We start from the raw sequence: 24,296 nt of genomic DNA on the forward strand, positions 1-24,296 counted from the left end.
AGGCGTCCCCGATTTTCGGGGGCGCCTGCCAGCGTATCGGGAGTCGGTGAAGACGGCGGGAGGGGCGGGTCGTGACGGACGAGGCGGGGCCGTGGCTGGTTGTCGGCCTGGGCAATCCGGGCCGGGAGTACGCCGGGAACCGGCACAACGTCGGGTTCATGGTGGCGGAGCTGCTGGCGGGGCGGTTGGGCGCGCGGTTCGGTAGGCACAAGCGGGCGGTGGCCGAGGTCGCGGAAGGGCGGCTGGGGTTCGGCGGTCCGAAGCTGGTGCTGGTGAAGCCACTGACGTACATGAACCTGTCCGGTGGGCCGGTCGCGGCGCTGTCGCAGTTCTACAAGGTGCCCCCGGCGCAGGTGATCGCGGTGCACGACGAGCTGGACATCGGCTTCGGCCAGGTGCGGATCAAGTGTGGCGGCGGCGAGGGCGGGCACAACGGCCTGCGGTCGATGTCCAAGTCGTTGGGCACCAAGGACTACGTCCGGGTGCGGTTCGGCGTGGGTCGGCCGCCGGGGCGGCAGGATCCGGCGGACTACGTGCTGTCGGATTTCGGCGCGGCGGAACGCAAGGAGCTCGATTTCCTGGTGGACAGGGCCGCTGACGTGGTGGAGTCGGTGATCGTCAAGGGCGTGGAGCCGACCCAGAACCTGTATCACGGCGGTTGAGCCGGGCGGGGCGTACCGGATCGGAAACGGTTGGCCGGTAGTCTGCGCCTTTCGGCGTGCCGTGACCGGCGACGCGGGTCGCGGCCGATCGGTGCGTGCGGGCACGGGCCGCGGCGAGGCGACGGGAGCGGGCAGATGGGCAGTCCTCCGATGATCGACGGGGCGTTCGCCCGGTGGTTGGCCTCGCGGGCCGGTCAGGCGCTGCTCGACCTGCGGACGGAGTTGGGCTTCGCGGACACGGGCGCGCTGAAGTCGGCCGGGGACAAGGTGTCGCACGACCTGATCCGCACGGAGTTGGCGCGGTGGCGGCCGGGCGACGCGGTGCTCTCCGAGGAGGACGAGGGCTCGCGGTTGGCCTGGGCGGCCGAGGTGAACACCGGCGCGGTGTCCCGGCTGAACGCGGACCGCGTGTGGATCATCGATCCGTTGGACGGCACCCGGGAGTTCGCCGAGGAGGGCCGCTCGGACTGGGCGGTGCACGTCGCGCTCTGGGCGCGGAGCGCGCCGAGCCCGCACGGGCTGGTCGCCGGGGCCGTCGGGTTGCCGGCGCAGCACCGGGTGCTGGGCACCGACTACCCGCCCGCGTACCCGCCGATGACTGTCGAGGCGGCGACGGCCGGTGAGCGCAAGATCCGCCTGGCGGCGAGCCGGAGCCGACCGCCGGTGTTCCTCACCGACCTGGCCGAGGACGTCGGCGCGCACCTGGTGCCGATGGGTTCGGCCGGTGCGAAGATCGCCGCGGTGGTGACCGGCGAGGTGGACGCGTACATCCATGCGGGTGGGCAGTACGAGTGGGACTCGGCCGCCCCGGTTGCTGTGGCGACGGCCACCGGACTACACGCTTCCCGGATCGACGGTTCTGCGCTTCGATACAACGAGGCGGATCCGCGCCTGCCGGACCTGCTGGTCTGTCGCAAGGATCTCGCCAACCGGTTGCTTGCAGCGCTGCAGAGGCATTCCGGGTAGCCTGAGCGCACTTCTTGACATGTCCGACCGGAAAGGTCTGGAAATCGGATGAGCGAGCGAGTGTCATGACGTCCCCCGCGGCCTACCGGGTCTCCCACCTGGACGCCCTCGAGGCGGAGAGCATCTTCGTGATGCGCGAGGTTGTCGCCGAGATGGAACGCCCGGTGCTGCTCTTCTCCGGCGGCAAGGACTCGATCGTCATGCTGCGGTTGGCGCAGAAGGCGTTCGCTCCGGCCAACATTCCCTTCCCCGTCATGCACGTCGACACCGGGCACAACTTCCCCGAGGTGCTCGAATACCGCGACCAGCGGGTCGCCGAGCTGGGGTTGCAACTCGTGGTGGCGAGCGTGCCGGAGGCCCTGGCCAGCGGGCTGGTCCGCGAGTCGGGCGACGGGATGCGCAACCGGATCCAGACGCCGGTGCTGCTGGACGCGGTCGAGAAGCACCGCTTCGACGCGCTGTTCGGCGGCGCCCGCCGCGACGAGGAGAAGGCGCGGGCCAAGGAGCGGGTGTTCAGCTTCCGCGACGAGTTCGGCCAGTGGGATCCCAAGAACCAGCGCCCGGAGCTGTGGTCGCTCTACAACGGCCGGCACCACCCGGGCGAGTCGATCCGGGTCTTCCCGCTGTCCAACTGGACCGAGCTGGACGTGTGGCACTACATCGCCTCCGAGCGCATCCCGCTGCCGTCGATCTACTACGCGCACGAGCGCGAGGTGATCGAGCGGGACGGCATGTTCTACGCGGTCAACGAGTTCTTCCGTCCCCGCGCGGGTGAGGAACGGTTCAAGGCGCAGGTGCGCTACCGCACCGTCGGCGACGCCTCCTGCACCGCTGCGGTCCGCTCGGACGCGGACAGGGTGGAGAAGGTCATCGAGGAGGTGGCGGCCACGCGGATCACCGAGCGGGGCGCGACCCGTGGTGACGACCGGGTCAGCGAGGCCGCCATGGAGGACCGCAAGCGGGAGGGGTACTTCTGATGACCACCGAGATCGTGGCCCCGGCCGCCGCCGGCACCGAGGCCACCGGTGAGGTGCGGCCGATGGACCTGCTGCGGTTCGCCACCGCCGGCAGCGTGGACGACGGCAAGTCGACACTGATCGGCCGGCTGCTCTACGACACCAAGTCGCTCTTCACCGACCAGCTGGAGGCGGTGGAGGCGGTCAGCGCGGCCCGTGGCGACGAGTACACCAACCTGGCGCTGCTCACCGACGGCCTGCGCGCCGAGCGCGAGCAGGGCATCACCATCGACGTGGCGTACCGGTACTTCGCCACGCCCCGCCGCAAGTTCATCATCGCGGACACGCCCGGGCACATCCAGTACACCCGCAACATGGTCACCGGGGCCTCGACGGCCGACCTGGCGCTGATCCTGGTGGACGCGCGCAAGGGCCTCGTCGAGCAGTCCCGCCGGCACGCGTTCCTCTGCTCGCTGCTGCGGGTGCCGCACCTGGTCCTCTGCGTCAACAAGATGGACCTGGTCGACTGGTCGCAGGAGGTCTACGAGCGGATCGCCGACGAGTTCACCGCGTTCGCCGCGAAGCTCGACGTACCCGACCTGACAGTGGTGCCGATCTCGGCACTGCGCGGCGACAACATCGTCGCCCGGTCGGAGAACATGCCGTGGTACGAGGGTCCGTCGCTGCTGCACCACCTGGAGCGGGTGCACATCGCCAGCGACCGCAACCTGGTCGACGTCCGGTTCCCCGTGCAGTACGTGATCCGCCCCCAGTCCACGACCGTCACCGACTACCGGGGCTACGCGGGTCAGGTCGCCTCCGGTGTGCTGAAGCCGGGGGACGAGGTGATGGTGCTGCCGTCCGGCTTCACCAGCCGGATCGCCGCTGTGGAGACCGCCGACGGGCCGGTCGCGGAGGCGTTCCCGCCGATGTCGGTGACGGTACGGCTGGCCGACGAGATCGACATTTCCCGGGGCGACATGATCTGCCGGCCGAACAACGCGCCGGCGGTGGCCCAGGACATCGAGGCGATGGTCTGCTGGATGGACGAGACCAGCCCGCTCCGGGTCGGCGGCCGGTACGCGATCAAGCACACCACCCGGTCGGCCCGGGCGATCGTGCGGGGGCTGCACTACCGGTTGGACATCAACTCGCTGCACCGCGACGAGTCGGCCGACGAGCTGCGACTCAACGAGATCGGCCGGGTGCGGTTGCGCACGACGGTGCCGCTGCTGGCCGACGAGTACCGCCGTAACCGCACCACCGGCGGCTTCGTCATCATCGACGAGGCCACCAACCGCACGGTCGGCGCCGCCATGATCGTCGAAGCCAGCTAACCCCCCCGCGCCCCGCGCCAACAAGATCGCACCCGATCCACGAAGTAGTGGCCTCGCCCGTCGGGCGAGGCCACTACTTCCATGAACAAGCACGATCTCCCCGGCCTCCAGAGGCGCCGGCCCCGCCGGCCCCGCCGCCCGCCACCCGCCACCGGCCACCGGCCGCCCGCCGCCCGCCGCCCGCCGCCTCGACCGTTGATCAAGAGGTTTGCGTCAGTCCGAGCCCGGATTCTGACGCAAACCTCTTGATCAACGCGGAGGTGCGCGGGCGGGGGTGCGGGCGGGGGTGGGCGGGGGTGGGTCAGGGCAGGCGGGTTGCGCCGGGGGCGGGGAGGACCGGGATCGTGGTGGGGGCGGTGAAGGCGCGTTCGGCGTACGCGGCCGTGACGGCTGCCGCCACCGCCTCGACGCGGTCGGTGTCCACCAGGGCGAGGACGCAGCCGCCGAACCCGCCGCCGGTCATCCGGGCACCGAGCGCGCCGGCCGACAGGGCTGCCTCGACCGCCGTGTCGATCTCCGGCACGGTGATCTCGAAGTCGTCGCGCATGGAGACGTGCGAGGCGGTGAGCAGCGGGCCGATGTCCCGGACCCGGCCGGCGCGCAGCAGCGCCACCGTGTCCAGCACACGCTGGTCCTCGGTGACCACGTGCCGGACGCGCCGTCGGGTCTCCTCGTCGTCGAGGCGGGCCAACGCGCCGTCGAGCTGATCGACTGCCACGTCACGCAGCGCGGCGACGCCGAGCGCCTTGGCGGCCGCCTCGCAGGACCGGCGGCGGGCGGCGTACTCCCCGTCGGCGTGCCGGTGCGGTGCGCGGCTGTCGATGACCAGCACGGCCAGCCCGGCGGCGTCCAGGTCGAACGGGATGTGCTCGACGGACTCGTCGCGGCAGTCGAGGAAGAGCGCGTGCCCTTCGCGGCAGCGGATCACCGCGGACTGGTCCATGATGCCGGTCGGTGCACCCACGTAGACGTTCTCCGCCCGCTGCGCCAGCCGCGGCTGCCGCTCGGGGGACAGGTCCAGCCCGCCGAGGTCGAGCAGGGCGGCGAGCACCGACGACTCCAGCGCGGCCGACGAGGAGAGCCCGGAACCCAGCGGTACGTCGGAGGCGATCGCCAGCCGGGCGCCGGGCACCGCGTGGCCGGCGTCGCGCAGCGCCCAGACGACCCCGGCCACGTACGCGCCCCAGCCGGTCACCCGACCGGGCTCGGCCACGTCATCCGCGCCGAAGGTGATCGTCTCGTCGGACAGCTCGGACCAGACCGTCCAGCGCTCGTCGTCCTGTCGGTCGGCGGCGACCACGGTACGCAGTGGCAGCGCGAAGGGCAGCACGAACCCGTCGTTGTAGTCGGTGTGCTCGCCGATCAGGTTGACCCGGCCGGGCGCGGCCCAGAGGCCGGTGGCCTGACCGCCGTACTGGTCGGTGAAGCCGGCGGCGGCCCGCTCGACGACGTCACCGGTGGGGGTGCTCATGACTGCTCCAGGACGTGCGTGCGGTAGAAGGCCCAGGCGTCGCCGACCATGTCGTGCAGGGTGGGCTTCTGCGGCACCCAGCCCAGCTCGTCCCGGGCCAGCGCGGAGGAGGCGACCAGCTCGGCGGGGTCGCCCTCGCGGCGCGGCGCCACCTCGACCGGCAGTTGGTGCCCGGTGACCTCGCGGACCACGTCGACCACCTGCCGGTTGGTGAAGCCGTTGCCGTTGCCGAGGTTGTAGATGCGGTGCTGGCCCGGCGTGGCGGCGTCCAGCGCCAACAGGTGGGCGCGGGCCAGGTCGGCGACGTGGATGTAGTCGCGGACGCAGGTGCCGTCCACAGTGGGGTAGTCGTCACCGAAGAGCTGGAGCTTCTCCCGCCGGCCGGCGGCGACCTCCAGGGCGATCGGGATGAGGTGCGTCTCCGGGTCGTGCCGCTCGCCGAGCGCGATGTCACCGGTGAGGTGCGCGCCGGCGACGTTGAAGTAGCGCAGTGAGACGGCTGCCAGCCCGTGCGCGATGGCCTCGGAGGTGAGCGCCAGGTCGACGGCGAGCTTGGTGGCGCCGTACGTGTTGGTGGGCGCCTTGACCGCGGTCTCGGTGATCGGCAGTTCGGTGGGGTTGCCGTAGACGGCGGCGGTGGAGGAGAAGACCATCCGGGGCACCCCGGCGGCGCGGACGGCGTCGATCAGGGCGAGCGAGCCGACGGTGTTGGTCTGCCAGTACAGCTCCGGCTTCACCATCGACTCGCCGGCGGCGATGAGGGCGGCGAAGTGCAGCACACCGTCGAAGCCGGCGTCGGGGGTGAGGATCTGGGCGGCGTCGTGAATGGACGCCTCGACGTGGGTCGCGTCGGGAGCGAGCGCCTCGCGGTGACCGGTGCGCAGGTCGTCCAGGACGACGACCTGGTGGCCCGCGTCGAGCAGCATCCGGGTCACCACGCTGCCGATGAACCCGGCGCCCCCGGTGACGAGCAGTTTCACGTCGTTGCCTCCTGCCTGGCCCGCCGGGACGTGGCCTTTGGTGATCACCCTACGGCGGCGGATGGGACCGGAGTCGAGCACGCCGCCAACCCATTCCATCATAATCTCTCACGTTTAAACAGAGCCGCACATCGCCGGCGACTCGGCGCGATCCCCGGTGCGGCGGGCACCCGGTGTCTACCATCTCTGTCATGCGGGAAGCGGCCCGTTCCGGGCTCCGGCGACGCGTGCGGGGGAAGCCCCGCCGCGACCCCGGCCCGCTCGCCCGAGCCCTCGCCCGGATCCTGGTCCGCACCGCCGACGGCGCCACCCGCCTCGTCACCGACCTGCTCGGGGCCGGCCCGGCGGCCGGGCGGGAACGCATCTCCGAGGCCGAGCTACGGGACCTGCTCGCGGTGAACACGGTGCTCGACCCGGACGAGCGGCGGATCATCGACGAGGTGCTGGTGGCCGGCGCGCGTCTCGTCCGCGAGGTGATGATGCCCCGCACCGAGGTGGTCTTCCTGCCGGCCCGGCTGACCATCGCCGAGGCCGCCCGGTTGGTGCGGGCCGAGACGCACACCCGTTACCCGGTGACCGACGGGACCCAGGACGACGTGGTCGGGTTCGTGCACCTGCGGGACGTCCTGCTGCGTCCGGACGCCGACCCGTGCGTCACGGTCGGTGAGCTGACCCGTGAGGTCAAGCAGGTGCCGGGCAGCAAGCCGGTCCTGGCCGCGCTTACCGAGATGCGCCGGGAGGGTCACCACCTGGCTGTCGTGATCGACGAGTACGGCGGGACCGCCGGCATCGTCACCCTGGAGGACCTGATCGAGGAACTCGTCGGCGAGATCCACGACGAGTACGACACGAACCCCGACCCGCCGTACGCCGGCCTACCGGCGGTGGTCGACGGCCGGCTCAACCTCGCCGACTTCGCCGAGCGGACCGGCGTGGCGCTGCCCGCCGGACCGTACGAGACGGTCGGCGGGTACGTGATGGCGGTGCTGGGCCGGCTGCCGCTGCCCGGGGACGAGGTGCCCGTACCCGCCGAGCCGCCCGACGACGGCGGTCCCGATCCGGTGGACCCGGCGGACGGGTGGCTGCTGCGGGTGCTGGCCCTGGACGGCCGCCGGGTCGCCCGGCTCGCGGTGTCGGCGCTCCGCGTGCCGGAGCAGCGGCGCGCGGGCTTGCCACGCGAGGTCAGCGCCCCGACACCGGCCGGCCGTGGCCGACGCGCCGGCCCGTCATGACGGCCCCGCCCGCTTGCTGACAGAATTATCGCCATGCCCGACGTTTCCGAGCGACCCCGCGTCTTCTCCGGCATCCAGCCGACGGCCGACTCGTTCCACCTCGGCAACTACCTGGGAGCCGTGCGGCACTGGGTGGCCCTGCAGGACACCCACGACGCGTTCTACTGCGTGGTGGACCTGCACGCCATCACCGCCGGTCACGATCCGGCGCTGCTGCGCCAGCGGACCAGGGTGGCGGCGGCCCAGCTCTTCGCGGTCGGTCTCGACCCGGAGCGCAGCACCCTGTTCGTGCAGTCGCAGGTGCCCGAGCATCCGCAGCTGGCCTGGGTGCTCGGCTGCATCACCGGCTTCGGCGAGGCCAGCCGGATGACCCAGTTCAAGGACAAGTCGCAGAAGCAGGGCAACGAGCGGGCCAGCGTCGGGCTCTTCACCTACCCCGTTCTGCAGGCCGCCGACATCCTGCTCTACCAGGCCAACGCGGTGCCGGTCGGCGAGGACCAGCGTCAGCACCTGGAGCTCTCCCGTGACCTGGCCCAGCGGTTCAACTCGCTGTTCGGCGCGACGTTCACGGTGCCCGCGCCGCACATCGTCAAGGACACCGCCAAGATCACCGACCTGCAGGACCCGACGGCGAAGATGTCCAAGTCGTCGTCCTCGCCGGCCGGCATCATCGACCTGCTGGACGATCCGGCCCGGTCGGCGAAGAAGATCCGCTCCGCGGTGACCGACACCGGCCGGGAGATCGTCTTCGACGCCGAGACCAAGCCGGGCGTGTCCAACCTGCTGACCATCTACTCGGCGCTCAGCGGGCGGGGCATCGACGAGCTGGTGGCAGCGTTCGCCGGCCGCGGCTACGGAGACCTGAAGAAGGAGCTGGCCGAGGTCGTGGCGGAGTTCGTCCGCCCCATCCAGGAGCGCACGCGCACCTACCTCGACGACCCGGCGCAGCTGGACAAGCTGCTCGCCGCCGGCGCGGAGAAGGCCCGGTCGGTGGCCGGCACGACCCTGCGGTCCGCGTACGAGCGGATCGGTTTCTTCCCGCCGGTGCGCGGCGAATAGCGCTGCGGGACAGGTGGGCGGGTCGGTGGCCGACGTGGCGGCGCGGAGCGTGGATCGCAGTGGCGGGGTGCCGCCCTCCGGCGACACCGTCCAGATCGGCATAGCGGTGGACATCCCGGAGCCGTGGGGGGCACAGCTCACCCGGCGACGGGTCGAGGCGGGCGATCCCCTCGCGGTGCCGGCACACGTGACGCTGCTCGGTCCGACCGAGATCCCGACCGCCGTCCTGCCGGGCGTCGAGCGGCACCTCGCCGCCGTGGCCGCCGCGCATCTGCCGTTCACGCTGCACCTGCGGGGCACCGGCACGTTCCGGCCGGTGACGCAGGTGGTGTTCGTCGCGGTGGCCGCCGGGATCAGCGAATGCGAACTGCTGGCCGCCGCGATCGCTACCGCGCCGGGCCTGCACCGCCAGACCCGCTTCCCGTACCATCCGCACGTCACCGTGGCGCAGGACGTCGCACCGGAGGCGTTGGACAAGGTGTACGAGGATCTGGCCGACTTCTCCGCGATGTTCGAGGTCGACGGGTTCACCCTCTTCTCGCACAGCGGGCAGGCCCGGTGGCAGCCCCGCCGGGACTTCCGCCTCGGCGACTGACGGTCGGCGACCCGCCGGGCGGCGAGCACTCTTGCGCCGGTTGCCACGGCGGCGGTGGGAGATCGGCGAGGATGATCGCGTGAACGTGATCGGCCGTATCGAGGCGGGCATCGACCGCTGGGTGGGTGCCGCGCGCAGTCGGTCGAACCTGTTCGACCACGTGTGGCGGGCCGGTGCGCTCTACGCCGAGGTGCTGGCCGGGCGGCTCGCCGCGGCGATCGCCTACTACGGCTTCTTCGCCGTCTTCGCGCTGGCTCTGGTCGCGTACTCCATCTTCGGCGCCATCCTGGAGGACAACGACGAGGTCTCCGCGGCGGCGGCCGGGTTCCTGAAGGAGAACCTGCCGTTCCTGGACGCGCAGCAGATCGCCAACTCCAGCGGCACTGTCGGCGTGGTCGGCCTGGTCATCCTGGTCTTCACCGGGATCGGCTGGGTGGAGGCGATCCGCTCCTCGCAGCGCCTCATGTACGCCCTCAACCAGCAGCCCGGCAACCTCGTGGTCCGGCGGCTTGTCGACCTGGGGGTGATGATCGGCGTCTTCGTGCTGCTCGGCCTCTCGGTGGCGGCGGTGGACGCGCTGGAGTCGCTGCTGCGCTTCCTGCTGCGCAGCACCGGGTCGGTCGGTCTGACCACGGTCAGCGCGGTGCTCAGTGTGCTGGTCAACGCGGTGCTCGCCACCGCGCTGCTGCTCGCGGTGCCCCGGCTGCGGATGAGCCGGTCCCGGCTGCGCCCGGTGGTGCTGCTGGTGGCGATCGGCATCACCCTGCTCAACACGGTCGGGCGGTACTACGTCGTGCGTACCGAGCGGAACCCGGCGTACACGGTGGTGGCCGGCGCGGTCGGTCTGCTGCTCTATCTCTACCTGCTCAACCAGCTGGTGCTGTTCGGGGCGGCGCTGCTCGCGACCAGCACGAGCGGGCGGGTGGTGGATCTGGCGGAGGGTGCCCCGCCGGTGGATCCCGACGAGGACACCGATCCCGGTGCGCCGGGGGGTGCGAGCTGATGGCGGAGGTGCCTGACGTGCTGATCACTGTCGACTCCGACTCGCCGGTGCCCCCGTACGAGCAGGTGCGGGTGCAGCTCGCCGAGTTGATCGGTGACGGCCGGTTGCCGGTGGGCAGCCGCCTGCCCACCGTCCGGCAGCTCGCCGCCGACCTGCGGCTGGCCGCGAACACGGTGGCGCGGGCGTACCGGGAGCTGGAGGTGGCGGGGCTGCTGGAGACCCGGGGGCGCAACGGCACGTTCGTCGCACCCGGCCGCGACGACGCCGTCGACCGGCTGCACCGCGCCGCCGTCGAGTACGCCGCCGAGGCACGGCGGTTGGGCGTACCCCCGGAGCGTGCTGTCGCTCTCGTCCGCGCCGCCCTCGACGCCACCCGGCACGACTGAGCCGCGCAGATCGGTGAACGTTTCCCGTGGCTATTGCTCTGGTTGCACGAGCCACCGGCTCCAGGGGTGCCGATGAATGTGTGACATTGACCGGTGTTGCGGCCGTGCGTACCCTGCGAGGCGGCCAGCGGTGGGTGGCGCCACCGCCGATCAGCCGTGACACGGGGAGCACGATGTGAGTGGGACCGAGCGGGAAGCCGGATCACCTCCGGCGGGTCGTGGAGCGACGTCGAAACGATGGCTCCTGCTGGCGGTGCCTGCCGTGGCGCTGGTGCTGGCCGGGCTCGCGGCTGTGTCGGTGGTGCGCGACAGGGGCAAGCCCCCGCAGCGGTCCGCCACTCAGCAGGGAACGCGAGGGGAGCCGGGGGAGTACCCGTCCAGCTCGCCTACTCGCTCCGGCCCGATGGCGGTGTTCCCCGGCATGACACCGAGCACGGTCATGGACGCCTGGGCCGGGCGGTGGCCCGTCCCGGTCAAGGTGGACGGCGCGCTGCACATCATCCGGGTGACCCTGCCCGGTAAGCAGGGCCAGTTGTCGGCCGCGGTCGGTCAGCCCTCGAAGGACCGCAAGAACGAGGTGGCCCAGGTCCTCTGCATGGTCAAACTGCGCGATGGCGTGCAGCGGCAGTTGTTGCAGACGCTTGTCGACGGGTGCATCGGCCCGGCCCTCGGGGCGAAGGAACGCAGGGCGGTGCTCAACTGGCTGATCGGCGTCGACTTTTCCGCTCCGACGTACGAGTTCCGGCGGACCTCCGGGTACGAGCTACTCGCCAACCACAACTCCGACGAGAACTTCGCGCTCAACCTGTTCGCGCGTTGACCGGGCGACACCTCGGTCGGCGGCTGACCGGTCCCCCATTGACCGCCGGACGGGCGGTAACTGAACAGAACCGCACCGGCGCTCGCGTTCGCGGACCATGATGAGCGCGTGGGCGCACTCATGACACTGGACCTGCCGGCCGACTCGCCGATGCTCGGCCTGCCGTGGATCATCACCTTCGGGCCGCTGGGCGACCTCGACGAGTGGGAGCCGGTGGTCTGCGGGCCGTACGAACGGCCGCACGCGTTGGCGTTGGCCGAGGCGGTGGTGGCCGAGGAGCAGTTGATGGCAGTTGTCGAGCCGCTGCTGCCGGCGCTGTCGGCCGACGAGATCCGCAGCGAGATCGCCGCCGCCCAGGTGGCCGCCGAGGACGAGGCCCGGCAGGTCGAGGGGGCTGACCTGTACGGAGACTTCGAGGACGTGATCGACGAGGAGTTGGACGCGGCGGCCGACGAGGCGGGCCACGGTGAGCCCGCCGAGCCGCCGGACGAGGCCGAGGTGCGTGCGGGCTTCACCCGGATCGCGGCGCTGCTCACCGCGAAGTGACGCGACCGCTCAGCGGGTCGGCGGCTCGTCCAGCACGCAGAACTCGTTGCCCTCGGGGTCGGCGAGCACGGTGAACCGCTCGGTGCCGGTCTGGCCGACGTCGACGTGCCGCGCGCCGAGGCCCACCAGCCGACGTACCTCCGCCTGCGGGTCGGTGTCCGCGACCAGGTCGAGGTGGAGACGGTTCTTGCCCTGCTTGGCGGTGCCGGAGCCCTGCAACCAGATGGTGGGCGCGGCGGCGGACGGCGCCTCCGGCGGCCAGAGCTTGGCGCTGCCGTCGTCGCCCTGCTCGACCTCGTAGCCGAGCGCCGCCGACCAGAACGCGACCATCACGTCCAGGTTCTCGACATCGATCGTGTACTGCGCCATCCGTACCGCCATGGGGTCACCTCCGTCGCGACGGCGGTACCCACCGGGGCGACGAGGCACACCACCTGTCGCACACGGACACCGGCGCCGCGCGGAGCGGACTCCGCGTGACGCCGGTGCACCTCACCCCCCACCACAAGGGGCCGGTAGCCCAGTCGCCCGTTGGCGCGGGGCACGACGGACGACCAGGTCGAGTTGGGCTTACCCGCTCAGCGCCGTTCCAACCAGGCGGACGCGTCGATGGGCAGCAGGTGATCGGTGAGCGGTGCGCTCGCGACGATGGGCTCGCCGTACCCGTCGATGGCCACGGGCGCTCCGCTGAGGTTGACGACGCAGGTCAGCGCCGTGGTGCCCGCGGTGCGGGAGAAGGCCAGCACGCCCGGTTCGGCCGGCAGCCAGGTGACCTCGCCGGCGTCGACGGCCAGCGCCGGGTGTTCGTGACGGATACGCAGGGCGGCCCGGTACAGCTCCAGCGTCGAGTCGGGCGTACCGGCCTGCGCGGCGACCGACAGGGCACGCCAGGTCGCGGGTGCGGGCAGCCAGCTCAGCTCGCTGCCGGCCGGCCCGAAGCCGTACGGCGCCAGCTCACCGCTCCACGGAATCGGCACCCGGCAGCCGTCGCGGCTCTCGCCGGTCCGCAGGAACGCCGGGTCCTGGCGCAGCTCGTCGGGGAGGTCGAGAACCTCGGGCAGGCCCAACTCCTCGCCCTGGTAGAGGTAGGCGCTGCCGGGGAGGGCGAGCATCAGCAGGCTGGCGGCGCGGGCCCGGCGCAGACCCTCGGCGCCGTCGCCGTAGCGGGTGACGTGTCGCTGCTTGTCGTGGTTGGACAGCACCCAGGTGGTGGGGGCGCCGACCACCGTCGCCTCGGCGAGGGCGGTGTCGATCACCTTGCGGAACGAGTCGGCCGACCAGGTGGCGTCGAGGAAGTCGAAGCTGAACGCCTGGTGCAGCTCGTCCGGGCCGATGTAGCGGGCCAGCCGCTGCGGTGTCTCGGCCCATGCCTCGGCGACTGCCATTCGACCGCCCGGGTAGCTGTCCAGGATGGGCCGCCACGCGCGGTAGATCTCGTGCACCTCGTCCTGGTCGAAGTAGGGCAGGCGGGCCCGGCCGAGCAGGTCGACCTGGCGCTGCCCGGTCGTCGCCGTGCCGAAGCCGACGTCCGGCAGCCCTTCGGCCTTGATCATGCCGTGGGCCACGTCGACGCGGAAGCCGTCCACGCCCCGGTCCAGCCAGAACCGCAGGACGTCCTCGAACTCGGCGCGGACCTCGGGGTGGCGCCAGTTCAGGTCCGGTTGGGCCGGGTCGAACAGGTGCAGATACCACTGGCCGTCGGCGATCCGGGTCCAGGCCGGGCCGCCGAAGATGCTCTCCCAGTCGTTGGGGGGCCTGTCGCCGTGCTCGCCCCGGCCGTCGGCGAAGTGGTAGCGGGCGCGCTCGGGCGAGCCGGGGCCGGCGGCGAGGGCGTCGACGAACCAGCGGTGCGCGCTGGAGGTGTGGTTGGGCACCAGGTCGACGATGATCCGCAGGCCGAGGGCGTGCGCGTCGGTGATCATCGCGTCGAAGTCGGCGAGCGTGCCGAACATGGGGTCGACGTCCCGGTAGTCGGCGACGTCGTAACCGCCGTCGACCATGGGGGAGGTGTAGAAGGGGGTCAGCCAGAGCGCGTCCACCCCGAGGTCGCGCAGGTACGGCAGCCGCTCCCGGATGCCCGCGAGGTCGCCGACGCCGTCACCGTCGCTGTCGGCGAAGCTGCGCACGTAGACCTGGTAGACGACCGCCGAGCGCCACCAGTCGTCGGTGCGGGGCGGGGTGATGGTGCTGACGGCCATTGGTGATGTTTCCCCGTCTGTCTCAGGCTCGGGCGCGGCTGTCTGAGCAATATGCCGCCCGCCTCTGCAAGAGTCAAGCAGATCTTGCGTAAGGAAACCGCACGGCGGCCGGGGCGACAGCTGTCGAACCCCGCGCGACCAGCTCGGGGCGGAACAGGTACTCCGAGTGCGGGGCGCCGTGCCCGTTGATCTCGTCCACCAGGGCCCGGACCGCGGCCACCGCCATGGCGATGACTGGCTGCCGCACGGTGGTCAGCGGCGGGTCGGTGAACGCCATCAGCGGCGAGTCGTCGTAGCCGACCACGGAGAGGTCGCCCGGAACGGTCAGACCGCGTTGCCGGGCCGCCCGCACCGCGCCGAGCGCCATCAGGTCGGAGCCGCAGACCAGGCCGGTGACGCCCCGGTCGAGCAGGCGGCCGGCCGCCGCCTCGCCACCCTCCACACCGAACAGCGTCAGCTCGGCCAGCGGGCCGAGGTCGGCCTCGGCGACGCCGGCCAGGCGCGTCATCGCCGCCCGCCAGCCGGCCACCTTGCGCTGCACCGGCACGAACCGGTCCGGGCCGGTGATCAGGCCGATCCGCCGGTGCCCGAGCGCGACGAGGTGGGCCACGGCGAGTTCGGCGGCCTCCCGGTCGTCGCAGGAGACGAAGGGGGCACCGATGCCGGGGACGTACCCGTTGATCATCACGACCGGCAGCGGCCGGGCGATCAGCGCCCGGTAGCGGTCGTGGTTGGCTGCGGTGTCGGCGTGCAGGCCGGAGACGAAGACGATCCCGGAGACCTGCCGGTCCAGCAGCATCTCCACGTATTCGTCCTCGGTCACGCCGCCGGCGGTCTGGGTGCAGAGCACCGGGGTGAACCCGCTCTGCGCCAGCGTCGACTCGATGACCTGCGCGAACGCGGGGAAGATCGGGTTGTCCAACTCGGGCACCACCAGGCCGACCAGGCCGGCGCTGCGCTTGCGCAGTCGTGCCGGTCGCTCGTAGCCGAGGACGTCGAGGGCGGTCAGGACGGCCTGTCGGGTCTCCGGGGCCACGCCGGGGCGGTCGTTGAGCACCCGCGACACCGTGGCCTCGCTGACTTCGGCCTGCTGGGCGATGTCGGACAGTCGAGCGCGCATGGCGGCACTTTAGCCCACCGGCAAGTTCTTGCGGGGTGCTCTGCAAGCCCTTCCATTATCTGCAACGTCTTGCTAACGTCCCCGCAACATACGCGAGCAGCGGCGCAGCATCGCTGCGTCGGTTGGCAAAAACTTTCAACTTCCCACTGGCGGACCGCCCTTCCCCCGGCGGCTCCGCCATGACGACAGGAGTACCGATGCGCATCCGTACCGCGGGTGTGGTCGCCCTCTTCACCCTGGCGCTCGCCGCTTCCGGCTGCGGTGGCGACGACAAGAGCGACAAGCCAGGCGCCGGCGCCTCCCCCCAGGCCGCCGGCGGCAAGCTCGTGATCTGGGCCGACGACAAGCGGACCGCCGCCCTCAAGCCGTTCACGGACAAGTTCGGCCAGGAGAACGGCGTCACCGTCGAGGTGCAGGCCGTCCCCAACGAGGACCTCCAGAACAACTTCGTGACCGTGTCGAGCCAGGGCGGCGGCCCGGACGTGGTGATCGGCGCGCACGACTGGATCGGCAACCTGGTCCAGAACGGTGCCATCGACCCGGTGCAGCTGCCCGACGAGCAGAAGGCCACCTTCAACGAGACCGCCATCAAGGCGGTCACGTTCAACGGCCAGCTCTACGGCGTGCCGTACGCGCAGGAGAACCTCGCGCTGATCCGCAACACCGACCTGGCCCCCGAGGCGCCGAAGACGATCGAGGACCTGGTCGCCACCGGCAAGCAGCTCAAGGCGCAGAAGAAGGTCACCGAGACGCTCTGCCTGCAGGTCGGCCAGAAGGGCGACGCCTACCACATCTACCCGCTGTACGCCTCGGCCGGCGGTTACCTCTTCGGCACCACGGCGAACGGCGACTACGACCCGAAGGACCTCGGCGTGGGCAAGCCGGAGTCGATCGCCGCGTTCAAGAAGATCGCCGCGCTCGGCGAGAAGGGCGAGGGCGTGCTGAAGCGCTCTATCGCCGACACCAACTCGACAGCCACCTTCACCAGCAAGAAGTGCGCCTTCCTGGTCTCCGGACCGTGGGCCACCGCCGACGTCAAGAAGGCCGGCATCACGTACGACATCTCCGCCGTTCCCGGCTTCGCCGGTGGCAAGCCCGCCGCCCCGTTCGTCGGCGTCCAGTCCTTCTACGTCGCCGCCAAGGGCAAGAACAAGGCTCTGGCCCAGGAGTTCGTCGCCAACTACGTCGCCAAGCCGGAACTGGCCGTGGCGCTCTACCAGGCCGACCCGCGCCCGCCGGCGCTGACCGCCGCGCTGGACCAGGTCAAGGGCAGCGACCCGGACCTGGCGAAGTTCATCGAGGCCGGTAAGAACGGCCAGGTGCTCCCCGCCATCCCGGCCATGGCCGCGATCTGGGACCCGTTCGGCAAGGCGGAGGCCGCAGTCATCGGCGGCGCCGACCCGACGAGCACGGTCACCGCTGCCGGCAAGACGATCGCCGGTTCGATCAAATAATGAGTATGCCGCTGTCCGGCCCGGAGTCTGCCCAGCAGACCCCGGGCCGGGGGCCCGTGGGTAGCGGGTCCCCGCGCACGTCCCGTACCGCGCGGAACCACGCGCCGATCACCGCGGCCGGTCTCGCCGCGAAGGTGATCCTGCTCGGCCTGGTGGCCGGAATCGCGATCTGGGCGGCCTTCCCGCTCGTGGAGGCCGGGCAGTGGATCGGGCTGGCGGTGCTGGTGGTGACCACCGCCGCGCTGTTCTACCTGTACGCGGGCCGCCGGCACGTCCCGGCGAAGTACCTCGTACCGGGAACGCTCTTCCTGATCGCCTTCCAGATCGTGCCGGTGCTCTACACCGCGAGCACGGCCTTCACCAACTTCGGCGACGGCCACCGGGGCAGCAAGGACGACGCGATCGTCGCCATCGAGAGCTCCTCGGTGAAGCAGGTCCCGGGTTCCACCCAGTACCCGCTGTCCGTCGCCACCACCGGCGACCCCGCCACCGGCGACCTGGTCTTCCTCATCACCGACCCGGAGACCAACACGGTCTCCGTCGGCGACACCGGCGGCCTGCGCCCGCTCGACCCCGACGCGGTCACCGTCGCCCTCGGCGGAAAGGTCACCGCGGCCGACGGCTACACCGTGCTGACCATCGGCCAGGCCAGCGCGCGCAGCAAGGACATCACCGACCTGGTGGTGCCGACCGCCGGCGGCGCGCTGCGCTCGTCCGGCCTGTCCCGGGCGTACGAGGGCAAGGCCGTGCGGGCGTACGACGCGGGCTGCGACTGCGTCCGGGACAGTGACAGCGGCCGGACCTGGACCGCGGATGGCGAGGCCGGCGCGTTCGTCGCCACCGACGGCGAGCGGTTGGCCCAGGGCTGGAAGGTGAACGTCGGGCTGTCCAACTTCACCCGGGTGCTCACCGACGAGCGGATCTCCGGGCCCTTCCTCGGAACGCTTGTCTGGAACTTCGCCTTCGCGATCGGCTCCACCGGCGGCACGTTCATCCTCGGCATGCTCATCGCGCTCGCGCTGCACTCGCCCCGGATGCGGGGCACCAACCTCTACCGGATGCTGCTGATCCTGCCGTACGCCATGCCGTCGTTCGCGATGCTGCTGGTCTGGCGGGACATGTTCAACACCGACTTCGGGCTGATCAACAACCTGTTCGGGCTCGGCGTCGACTGGTTCGGTCAGGACTGGACGGCCCGCGCCGCGGTGATCCTGGTGCAACTCTGGCTCGGCTACCCGTACATGTTCCTGGTGGCCACCGGCGCGCTCCAGGCCATCCCGCGGGAGCTGACCGAGGCCACCTCGGTCGACGGGGCCTCACCCTGGCAGTCGTTCCGGGCGGTCACCCTGCCGCTGCTGCTGGTCGCGCTCTCGCCGCTGCTGATCTCGTCGTTCGCGTTCAACTTCAACAACTTCAACGCGATCTACCTGACCACCGAGGGTGCGCCGTTCCCGGCGGACAACCCCAGCAACGGGGCCACCGACCTGCTGATCACGTACACCTACCGGCTGGCGTTCGGTGGGCAGGCCGCACAGTTCGGCTTCGCCGCGGCGGTCTCGCTGTTCATCTTCGCCATCGTCGCGGTGGTGTCGGCGGTCAGCTTCCGGCGGACCCGGCAACAGGAGGAGGTGTACGCGTGACCACACTCACCGGCACGAGCCGCCCGACGGCGGTCGACCGCCCGGCGCGAAGGCGGAGGAACCGCTGGTTTGCGCAGGTCGGCTGGCGGCACCTGGTCGGTCTGCTCGGCGTGCTGTTCAGCCTCTTCCCCCTCGTCTTTGTCGTCTCGGCGGCGCTCAACCCGCTCGGCACCCTCTCCTCCACCGAGCTGGTGCCGACCGGCGGGGTGTCGTTCGAGAACTTCGGGGACCTCTTCGCCCGCACCGATTTCGCCAACTGGTTCCTGAACTCGCTGCTCATCGCGGGGGGCGCGTCGTTCGCTTCAGTGTTCCTCTCGGCGCTCGCGGCGTACGCCTTCTCGCGGATGCGCTTTGCGGGGCGACGGGTGGGGTTGCTGTCGCTGCTGTTGATCCAGATGTTCCCGCAGTTCCTGGCGATCGTGGCGATCTTCCTGATCTTCGGCACGATCACCGACCTGTGGCCGGCGGTCGGCTTCAACACCCCGTGGGGTCTGCTGCTGCTCTACCTGGGCGGGGCGCTGGGCGTGAACACCTGGCTGATGAAGGGCTTCTTCGACACCCTGCCCCGGGAGCTGGACGAGTCGGCCACCATGGACGGCGCCTCGCACGCACAGGTCTTCTTCCGGATCATGCTGCCGTTGGTGGCGCCGATCCTCGCGGTGACCGGGCTGCTCGCGTTCATCAACACCATCAACGAGTTCCTGATGGCGAGCGTCTTCCTCACCGACACGGACGCCAAGACCCTCGCGGTCGGCATGCGGGGCATGCTGCAGGGCGGCGAGCGGAACACCAACTTCGGGATCTTCGCGGCCGGCACCCTGCTCACCGCGATCCCGACAGTGCTGGTGTTCCAGTTCCTTCAGCGCTTCATCGTCTCCGGCCTGACCTCCGGCGCGGTGAAGGGGTGAGCCCCCTCGACGCGCCGACCGGCTGACCCCCTACTACGAACCGTCGTTGATGGGGGAGGATGGGCGGCGTGGAAGCACTGCGACTCATTCTCCTCTATGTCCATCTGATCGGCTTCGCCCTGCTGCTCGGCGGTTCGATCGCCCAGTACGTCAGCGGGAAGCTGCGCATCAACTCCGCCATGCTCTGGGGCGCCGTGATCCAGTTGCTGACCGGCCTCGGACTCTCCGCGCCGCTGCGCGGCGGCGGTGACGACGAGCCGGACCCGGCGAAACTTGTGACGAAGCTGGTGATCGCGCTGCTCATCTTTGTCATGGTCTTCTTCTCGCGGAAGCGGGACGTGGTCAACCGTGGCCACTTCCTCGCGATCGTCGGCCTGACCCTGGTCAACGCGGCGGTCGCGGTCTTTTGGCGGTAGCGTCCGGGGAGGGGATGACCTCCGCCGAACCGGACGTTCGGGACGCCTTGATGCTCGACTACCAGCACGAAGAGTGACTTGCCCCACCCAAGGGTTACACCCGGGTAACAGGCGCTCAACAGTCGTGCACGATTGTCGGCCGGTGGGTGGGCGCGGGCGTACGCTCCCGTCCGTAACGTGGGACAGCCGGCGGCACACCCGCAGGTCGGCTGATGGGCTGCCACCGCACTAGGCGCGGTGTGCAATGGGAAGGAGACGTCTTGCGCTCGGTGCGTGGGATGCGGATCGCCTCGATCTTCGCGGTAGGTGGGCTCGTGCTCAGCGCCGCCGCGTGTGGCGAGGCCCCCGATGATGACAAGAACGCCGGCAGTGGCGCCAAGAAGTTCAGCGCCTGCATGGTGACCGACGTCGGCGGCATCGACGACAAGTCGTTCAACACCTCGGCCTGGAAGGGCCTGCAGGAGGCCAAGGCCGCCAACGACAACATCGACATCAAGTACGTCGCGTCGAAGGCCGAGGCCGACTACGAGCCGAACCTGACGCAGTACGTCAACCAGAAGTGCGACTTCATCCTGGCCGTCGGTGGCCTGATGGCCAACGCGACCTCGAAGATCGCCAAGGCGAACCCGAACCAGCAGTTCGGCATCGTCGACGCCAACCCGGGTGACGCCAACGTCTACCCGATGCAGTTCGACACCGCCCAGGCTGCGTTCCAGGCCGGCTACCTGGCCGCCGGGATGAGCAAGACCGGCAAGGTGGGCACCTACGGTGGTCTGCCGATCCCGCCGGTGACGATCTTCATGGACGGCTTCGTCGACGGCGTGGCGTACTACAACACCACCAAGAAGAAGAACGTCCAGGCGCTCGGCTGGAACAAGGAGACCCAGAAGGGCTCCTTCACCAACGACTTCGCCAAGCAGGACGAGGGCAAGAAGGTCTCCGACGCGCTGGTCGCCCAGGGCGCGGACATCATCATGCCGGTCGCCGGCGGCTCCGGCCTCGGCACCACCTCGGCGGCGAAGGCCTCGGGCGGCAAGTACAACACCATCTGGGTGGACGTCGACGGCTGCGAGAGCACCCCGGACTGCGCCGCGATCATCACCACCGTGGTCAAGAACATCCCGGAGGCCGTCAAGGAGGCCGTGGTCAAGGCCGCCGGTGGCGAGAAGCTGCAGGCCAACCCGGGCTTCGTCGGCACCCTGGCCAACACCGGTGTCTCGATCGCCCCGTACCACGACTTCGACAGCAAGGTTCCGGCCGAGCTGAAGGCCGAGGTCGACAAGATCAAGGCGGACATCGCCGCCGGCACCATCACCGTCACCTCGAAGGCCCAGCCGACCAAGTGACAACCGCCCGGCCGCTCCGGTGAGATCATCGCAGGAGCGGCGGGGTACAGGTACGACCGATCCGGCCGCTCCGGCCCGCGGGTGACCACCCGTGGGGCCGGAGCGGCCGATCGCGCGCCACGGTGACCGGCCTGGTCCGGCCCGGTCGACCAGCAGCTACGCTGCACCATCGCTCGCACTCCAGGAGGTTGCGCTGAGACTCGAACTGCGCGGCATCACCAAGCGGTTCGGTGATCTGGTCGCCAACGACCACATCGACCTGACGGTGGAGCCTGGAGAGATTCACGCCCTGCTCGGCGAGAACGGCGCGGGCAAGTCGACCCTGATGAACGTGCTCTACGGGCTCTACCAGCCCGACGAGGGCGAGATCCTGGTCGACGGCACGCCGCTGAAGCTGAAGGGCCCGTCCGATGCCATCGCGGCCGGGATCGGCATGGTGCACCAGCACTTCATGCTGGTGCCGGTCTTCACGGTGGCCGAGAACATCATGCTCGGCGCCGAGCAGGTCCGGGGCGGCATCGCCGGCTTCCTGGACCGGCGGCGGGCCCGGCGCGAGGTCACCGAGGTGTCCGAGCGCTACAACCTGCGGGTCGACCCCGATGCGGTGATCGAGGATCTGCCGGTCGGCATCCAGCAGCGCGTGGAGATCGTCAAGGCGCTCACCCGCGACGTCGACCTGCTCATCCTGGACGAGCCGACCGCGGTGCTCACGCCCCAGGAGACCGAGGAGCTGTTGACGGTCATGCGGTCGCTGAAGGCGGCCGGCAAGTCGATCGTCTTCATCACCCACAAGCTCGGCGAGGTCAAGGCGATCGCCGACCGGATCACGGTGATCCGGCGCGGAAAGACCGTCGGCACCGCCTCGCCGGAGACGAGCCGGGACGAGCTGGCCGCCCTGATGGTCGGCCGCAGCGTCCGGCTCACCGTGGAGAAGTCGCCGGCCACCCCGGGCGAGCCGGTGCTGGAGGTGGCCGGGCTGGTCGTCGACGACGACCGGCAGATCCGGGCGGTCGACGGCGTGGACCTGACCGTACGCGCGGGCGAGGTGCTCGGCGTGGCGGGCGTGCAGGGCAACGGCCAGACGGAGCTGATCGAGGCGATCATGGGCCTGCGCCCGGTGCTCGCCGGCACGGTCAGCCTCAGCGGCGACCGGATCGACGGCTGGAAGACCAAGAAGGTGCTCCGCGCCGGCGTCGGCTACGTCCCCGAGGACCGCAGCGTGGACGGCCTGGTCAAGGAGTTCAGCGTCGCCGAGAACCTGGTGCTGGACATCTACGACCGGCCGCCGTTCGGTGCCGGGCTCGCCCTCAAGCCGGACGCCATCGCGTCCTCGGCCCGCGAGCGGATCGAGCAGTTCGACGTCCGCACCTCATCGGCGGACGCGGCGGTGGGCACCCTCTCCGGCGGTAACCAGCAGAAGGTGATCGTGGCCCGGGAGCTGTCCCGGCCGCTGAAGCTCTTCATCGCCGCCCAACCGACCCGTGGCGTGGACGTCGGGTCGATCGAGTTCATCCACAGCCAGATCATTCACGAGCGGGACATCGGCACGGCCGTCATGGTGGTCTCCAGCGAGCTTGACGAGGTGGTCGGGCTGGCCGACCGGATCGCGGTGATGTACCGCGGACGGATCATCGGCATCGTCGGTCCGGACACCCCCCGCGAGGAGATCGGCCTCCTGATGGCCGGCATCCGCCCGGACGCCGCTGCCGGCTCCGGCACCCCGGCCGAGCCCGACGCGGCCCCCGCTGCCGCCGGGACCGGCACGACTCCCGCCGCCAGCGAGACCGGCGTGGCCGACGGGAGCCCGGCGAGCGACGCAGGCTCCGCGAACGAGGACGAGGCATGAGCGACAGCAATCCGCAGTCGGGTTCCCCGGACAAGGAGCCGGCGAGCGAGGCGCAGGCGGCGCAGAACGCGCTCGGCAACACCGAGCGGGCCGGCACGACCACCACGCCGAAGGCACCCGAGCCGCAGCCGAAGCCGTCCCTGGGTCGGCTCTTCCTGGACAACCTCTGGGCGGCCAACACCTTCACGGTGACCCTGCTGTCGCTGGTGCTGGCGATCGTCGTCGGCGCGGTGCTGATGATCGTCTCCGACCCGGACGTGCTGCACACCTACACCTACATCACCGCCCGTCCCGCCGATGCGCTCAACTCAAGCTGGACGCTGGTGAGCGAGGCGTACGCGAACCTGTTCAAGGGCTCGATCTTCGACCCCGAGGCGTTCTCCGGCTGGGTGAACGGCAGCAACGGCTGGCAGGCGGTGCTCGCGCCGATCTCCGAGACGCTGACGTACGCCGCGCCGTTGGTCTTCACCGGCCTGGCGGTGGCGCTGGCCTTCCGTGGCGGCCTGTTCAACATCGGCGCGCAGGGCCAGGCCACCATCGGCGTGATCCTGGCCGCGCTGGCCGGCTTCCTGCTGCCGTTGCCGCCCGGCCTGCACCTGCTGGTGGCGGTGCTGGCCGGCGCACTGGGCGGGGCGATCTGGGGCTTCATCCCGGGCATCCTCAAGGCTCGCGCCGGTGCCCACGAGGTGATCAACACGATCATGCTCAACTACGTCGCCACGTACTTCCTGACCTGGCTCATCGTGCAGAACGGCGTGCAGGACCCGACCCGGACCGACGCGATCAGCAAGGCGGTGGACACCTCCGCCCAGCTGCCGCGCCTGCTCGGCGACAACCTGCGGGTGCACGCCGGCATCCTGCTCGCCGTGCTGGCCACCTGGGCGGTCGCCTGGCTGCTGAACCGGTCGACACTCGGCTTCGAGCTGCGCGCGGTCGGCGCCAACCCGGACGCCGCGCGGACGGCGGGCATCAGCGTCACCCGGACGTACATCCTGATCATGGTCTTCTCCGGGATCCTGGCCGGCCTGGGCGGCTCGAACATGGTGCTCGGCTCGACGGCCAGCGCGTTGACCCCGCTGGTGGTCGCGCAGATCGGCTTCGACGGCATCCTGGTGGCGCTGCTCGGCCGGGTGAAGCCGTGGGGGGTGCTGCTCGCGGCGCTGCTGTTCGGCGCGCTTCAGGCCGGAGGCAACCGGATGCAGTCGTACTCCGGTATCTCGCTGGAGCTGGTGACCGTGCTTCAGGCGCTGATCGTCATCTTCATCGCCGCGCCGGCCCTGGTGAAGGCGATCTTCCAGCTCCGGGCCGCACGGGCCGCCCGGTTGCAGACGAGCCTGGCGAAGGGCTGGTAACGC

At 70.7% G+C, this 24,296-nt stretch carries 23 protein-coding genes; 18 read left to right on the plus strand and 5 right to left on the minus strand.

Annotation, left to right across the window (positions count from 1 at the left end; genetic code table 11):
- The first annotated feature begins 71 nt into the window (after positions 1 to 71).
- The 4 genes from pth (at position 72) to B0E54_RS18035 (ending at position 3,921) form a co-directional block, all read left to right on the plus strand.
- On the plus strand, positions 72 to 662 hold the full coding sequence (pth, locus tag B0E54_RS18020) for an aminoacyl-tRNA hydrolase (protein WP_234585606.1): 591 nt from the start codon (positions 72 to 74) through the stop codon (positions 660 to 662).
- 135 nt (positions 663 to 797) lie between these two features.
- A complete protein-coding gene (locus tag B0E54_RS18025) occupies positions 798 to 1,628 on the plus strand; it encodes an inositol monophosphatase family protein (protein WP_234585608.1) in 831 nt (276 codons plus the stop codon).
- A 65-nt stretch (positions 1,629 to 1,693) separates the two neighbouring features.
- Entirely contained in the window at positions 1,694 to 2,605 is a 912-nt protein-coding gene (cysD, locus tag B0E54_RS18030) for a sulfate adenylyltransferase subunit CysD (RefSeq protein WP_234585611.1), read from the plus strand.
- The gene (locus B0E54_RS18035; protein ID WP_234585625.1) at positions 2,605 to 3,921 is read left to right on the plus strand and encodes a sulfate adenylyltransferase subunit 1; all 1,317 of its coding nucleotides are present in this window, start codon (positions 2,605 to 2,607) and stop codon (positions 3,919 to 3,921) included. The genes cysD and B0E54_RS18035 overlap by 1 nt, the downstream gene beginning before the upstream one ends.
- Positions 3,922 to 4,222: 301 nt before the next feature.
- On the opposite strand, the gene galK is transcribed toward B0E54_RS18035, so the two are convergent.
- Entirely contained in the window at positions 4,223 to 5,392 is a 1,170-nt protein-coding gene (galK, locus tag B0E54_RS18040; protein WP_234585630.1) for a galactokinase, read from the minus strand.
- Positions 5,389 to 6,372: a UDP-glucose 4-epimerase GalE gene (gene galE / locus B0E54_RS18045; protein ID WP_308195375.1), complete on the minus strand. Its 984-nt coding sequence runs from the start codon at positions 6,370 to 6,372 to the stop codon at positions 5,389 to 5,391. The genes galK and galE overlap by 4 nt, the downstream gene beginning before the upstream one ends.
- A gap of 191 nt (positions 6,373 to 6,563) precedes the next feature.
- Between galE and B0E54_RS18050 the strand changes: the two genes are divergently transcribed.
- From B0E54_RS18050 to B0E54_RS18080, 7 genes are all read left to right on the plus strand, one after another.
- Positions 6,564 to 7,604, plus strand: coding sequence for a hemolysin family protein (locus tag B0E54_RS18050; protein ID WP_234585632.1), 1,041 nt, complete (start codon positions 6,564 to 6,566; stop codon positions 7,602 to 7,604).
- A 33-nt stretch (positions 7,605 to 7,637) separates the two neighbouring features.
- Positions 7,638 to 8,663, plus strand: coding sequence for a tryptophan--tRNA ligase (gene trpS / locus B0E54_RS18055; RefSeq protein WP_234585634.1), 1,026 nt, complete (start codon positions 7,638 to 7,640; stop codon positions 8,661 to 8,663).
- Positions 8,664 to 8,688: 25 nt separating this feature from the next.
- On the plus strand, positions 8,689 to 9,258 hold the full coding sequence (locus B0E54_RS18060; protein WP_234585639.1) for a 2'-5' RNA ligase family protein: 570 nt from the start codon (positions 8,689 to 8,691) through the stop codon (positions 9,256 to 9,258).
- 79 nt (positions 9,259 to 9,337) lie between these two features.
- Positions 9,338 to 10,261: a YhjD/YihY/BrkB family envelope integrity protein gene (locus tag B0E54_RS18065; RefSeq protein WP_234585662.1), complete on the plus strand. Its 924-nt coding sequence runs from the start codon at positions 9,338 to 9,340 to the stop codon at positions 10,259 to 10,261.
- A complete protein-coding gene (locus B0E54_RS18070; RefSeq protein WP_234585674.1) occupies positions 10,261 to 10,647 on the plus strand; it encodes a GntR family transcriptional regulator in 387 nt (128 codons plus the stop codon). The genes B0E54_RS18065 and B0E54_RS18070 overlap by 1 nt, the downstream gene beginning before the upstream one ends.
- 421 nt (positions 10,648 to 11,068) lie before the next feature.
- Complete coding sequence (locus tag B0E54_RS18075; RefSeq protein WP_234585677.1) at positions 11,069 to 11,467, plus strand: hypothetical protein; 399 nt, start codon at positions 11,069 to 11,071, stop codon at positions 11,465 to 11,467.
- A gap of 108 nt (positions 11,468 to 11,575) precedes the next feature.
- Positions 11,576 to 12,013, plus strand: a complete 438-nt coding sequence (locus tag B0E54_RS18080; RefSeq protein ID WP_089017805.1) for a hypothetical protein — start codon at positions 11,576 to 11,578, stop codon at positions 12,011 to 12,013.
- Between the two features lie 9 nt (positions 12,014 to 12,022).
- Here B0E54_RS18080 and B0E54_RS18085 read toward each other — a convergent pair whose 3' ends face one another.
- The 3 genes from B0E54_RS18085 to B0E54_RS18095 all read right to left on the minus strand — a co-directional run bounded on the left by B0E54_RS18085 (position 12,023) and on the right by B0E54_RS18095 (position 15,331).
- Positions 12,023 to 12,394, minus strand: a complete 372-nt coding sequence (locus tag B0E54_RS18085) for a VOC family protein (protein WP_234585680.1) — start codon at positions 12,392 to 12,394, stop codon at positions 12,023 to 12,025.
- 197 nt (positions 12,395 to 12,591) lie between these two features.
- Entirely contained in the window at positions 12,592 to 14,211 is a 1,620-nt protein-coding gene (locus B0E54_RS18090) for a glycoside hydrolase family 13 protein (RefSeq protein ID WP_234585682.1), read from the minus strand.
- A gap of 73 nt (positions 14,212 to 14,284) precedes the next feature.
- On the minus strand, positions 14,285 to 15,331 hold the full coding sequence (locus B0E54_RS18095; RefSeq protein WP_234585685.1) for a LacI family DNA-binding transcriptional regulator: 1,047 nt from the start codon (positions 15,329 to 15,331) through the stop codon (positions 14,285 to 14,287).
- Between the two features lie 197 nt (positions 15,332 to 15,528).
- On the opposite strand from B0E54_RS18095, the gene B0E54_RS18100 reads away from it, so the two are divergent.
- The 7 genes from B0E54_RS18100 (at position 15,529) to B0E54_RS18130 (ending at position 24,293) form a co-directional block, all read left to right on the plus strand.
- Positions 15,529 to 16,785, plus strand: a complete 1,257-nt coding sequence (locus tag B0E54_RS18100) for a maltose ABC transporter substrate-binding protein (RefSeq protein WP_234585688.1) — start codon at positions 15,529 to 15,531, stop codon at positions 16,783 to 16,785.
- The gene (locus B0E54_RS18105) at positions 16,785 to 18,425 is read left to right on the plus strand and encodes an ABC transporter permease subunit (protein WP_234585690.1); all 1,641 of its coding nucleotides are present in this window, start codon (positions 16,785 to 16,787) and stop codon (positions 18,423 to 18,425) included. Before B0E54_RS18100 ends, B0E54_RS18105 begins: the two co-directional genes overlap by 1 nt.
- Positions 18,422 to 19,333, plus strand: coding sequence for a sugar ABC transporter permease (locus B0E54_RS18110; RefSeq protein ID WP_234585692.1), 912 nt, complete (start codon positions 18,422 to 18,424; stop codon positions 19,331 to 19,333). Before B0E54_RS18105 ends, B0E54_RS18110 begins: the two co-directional genes overlap by 4 nt.
- A 68-nt stretch (positions 19,334 to 19,401) precedes the next feature.
- Entirely contained in the window at positions 19,402 to 19,749 is a 348-nt protein-coding gene (locus B0E54_RS18115; protein ID WP_234585695.1) for a hypothetical protein, read from the plus strand.
- A gap of 278 nt (positions 19,750 to 20,027) precedes the next feature.
- On the plus strand, positions 20,028 to 21,095 hold the full coding sequence (locus tag B0E54_RS18120; RefSeq protein WP_234585834.1) for a BMP family protein: 1,068 nt from the start codon (positions 20,028 to 20,030) through the stop codon (positions 21,093 to 21,095).
- A 91-nt stretch (positions 21,096 to 21,186) separates the two neighbouring features.
- Positions 21,187 to 22,941, plus strand: coding sequence for an ABC transporter ATP-binding protein (locus tag B0E54_RS18125; protein ID WP_308195376.1), 1,755 nt, complete (start codon positions 21,187 to 21,189; stop codon positions 22,939 to 22,941).
- Positions 22,938 to 24,293, plus strand: coding sequence for an ABC transporter permease (locus B0E54_RS18130; RefSeq protein ID WP_234585707.1), 1,356 nt, complete (start codon positions 22,938 to 22,940; stop codon positions 24,291 to 24,293). Before B0E54_RS18125 ends, B0E54_RS18130 begins: the two co-directional genes overlap by 4 nt.
- The last annotated feature ends 3 nt before the right edge of the window (positions 24,294 to 24,296 follow it).

The sequence above is a fragment of the Micromonospora sp. MH99 genome, assembly GCF_021442385.1.
Classification (GTDB): Bacteria; Actinomycetota; Actinomycetes; order Mycobacteriales; family Micromonosporaceae; genus Micromonospora.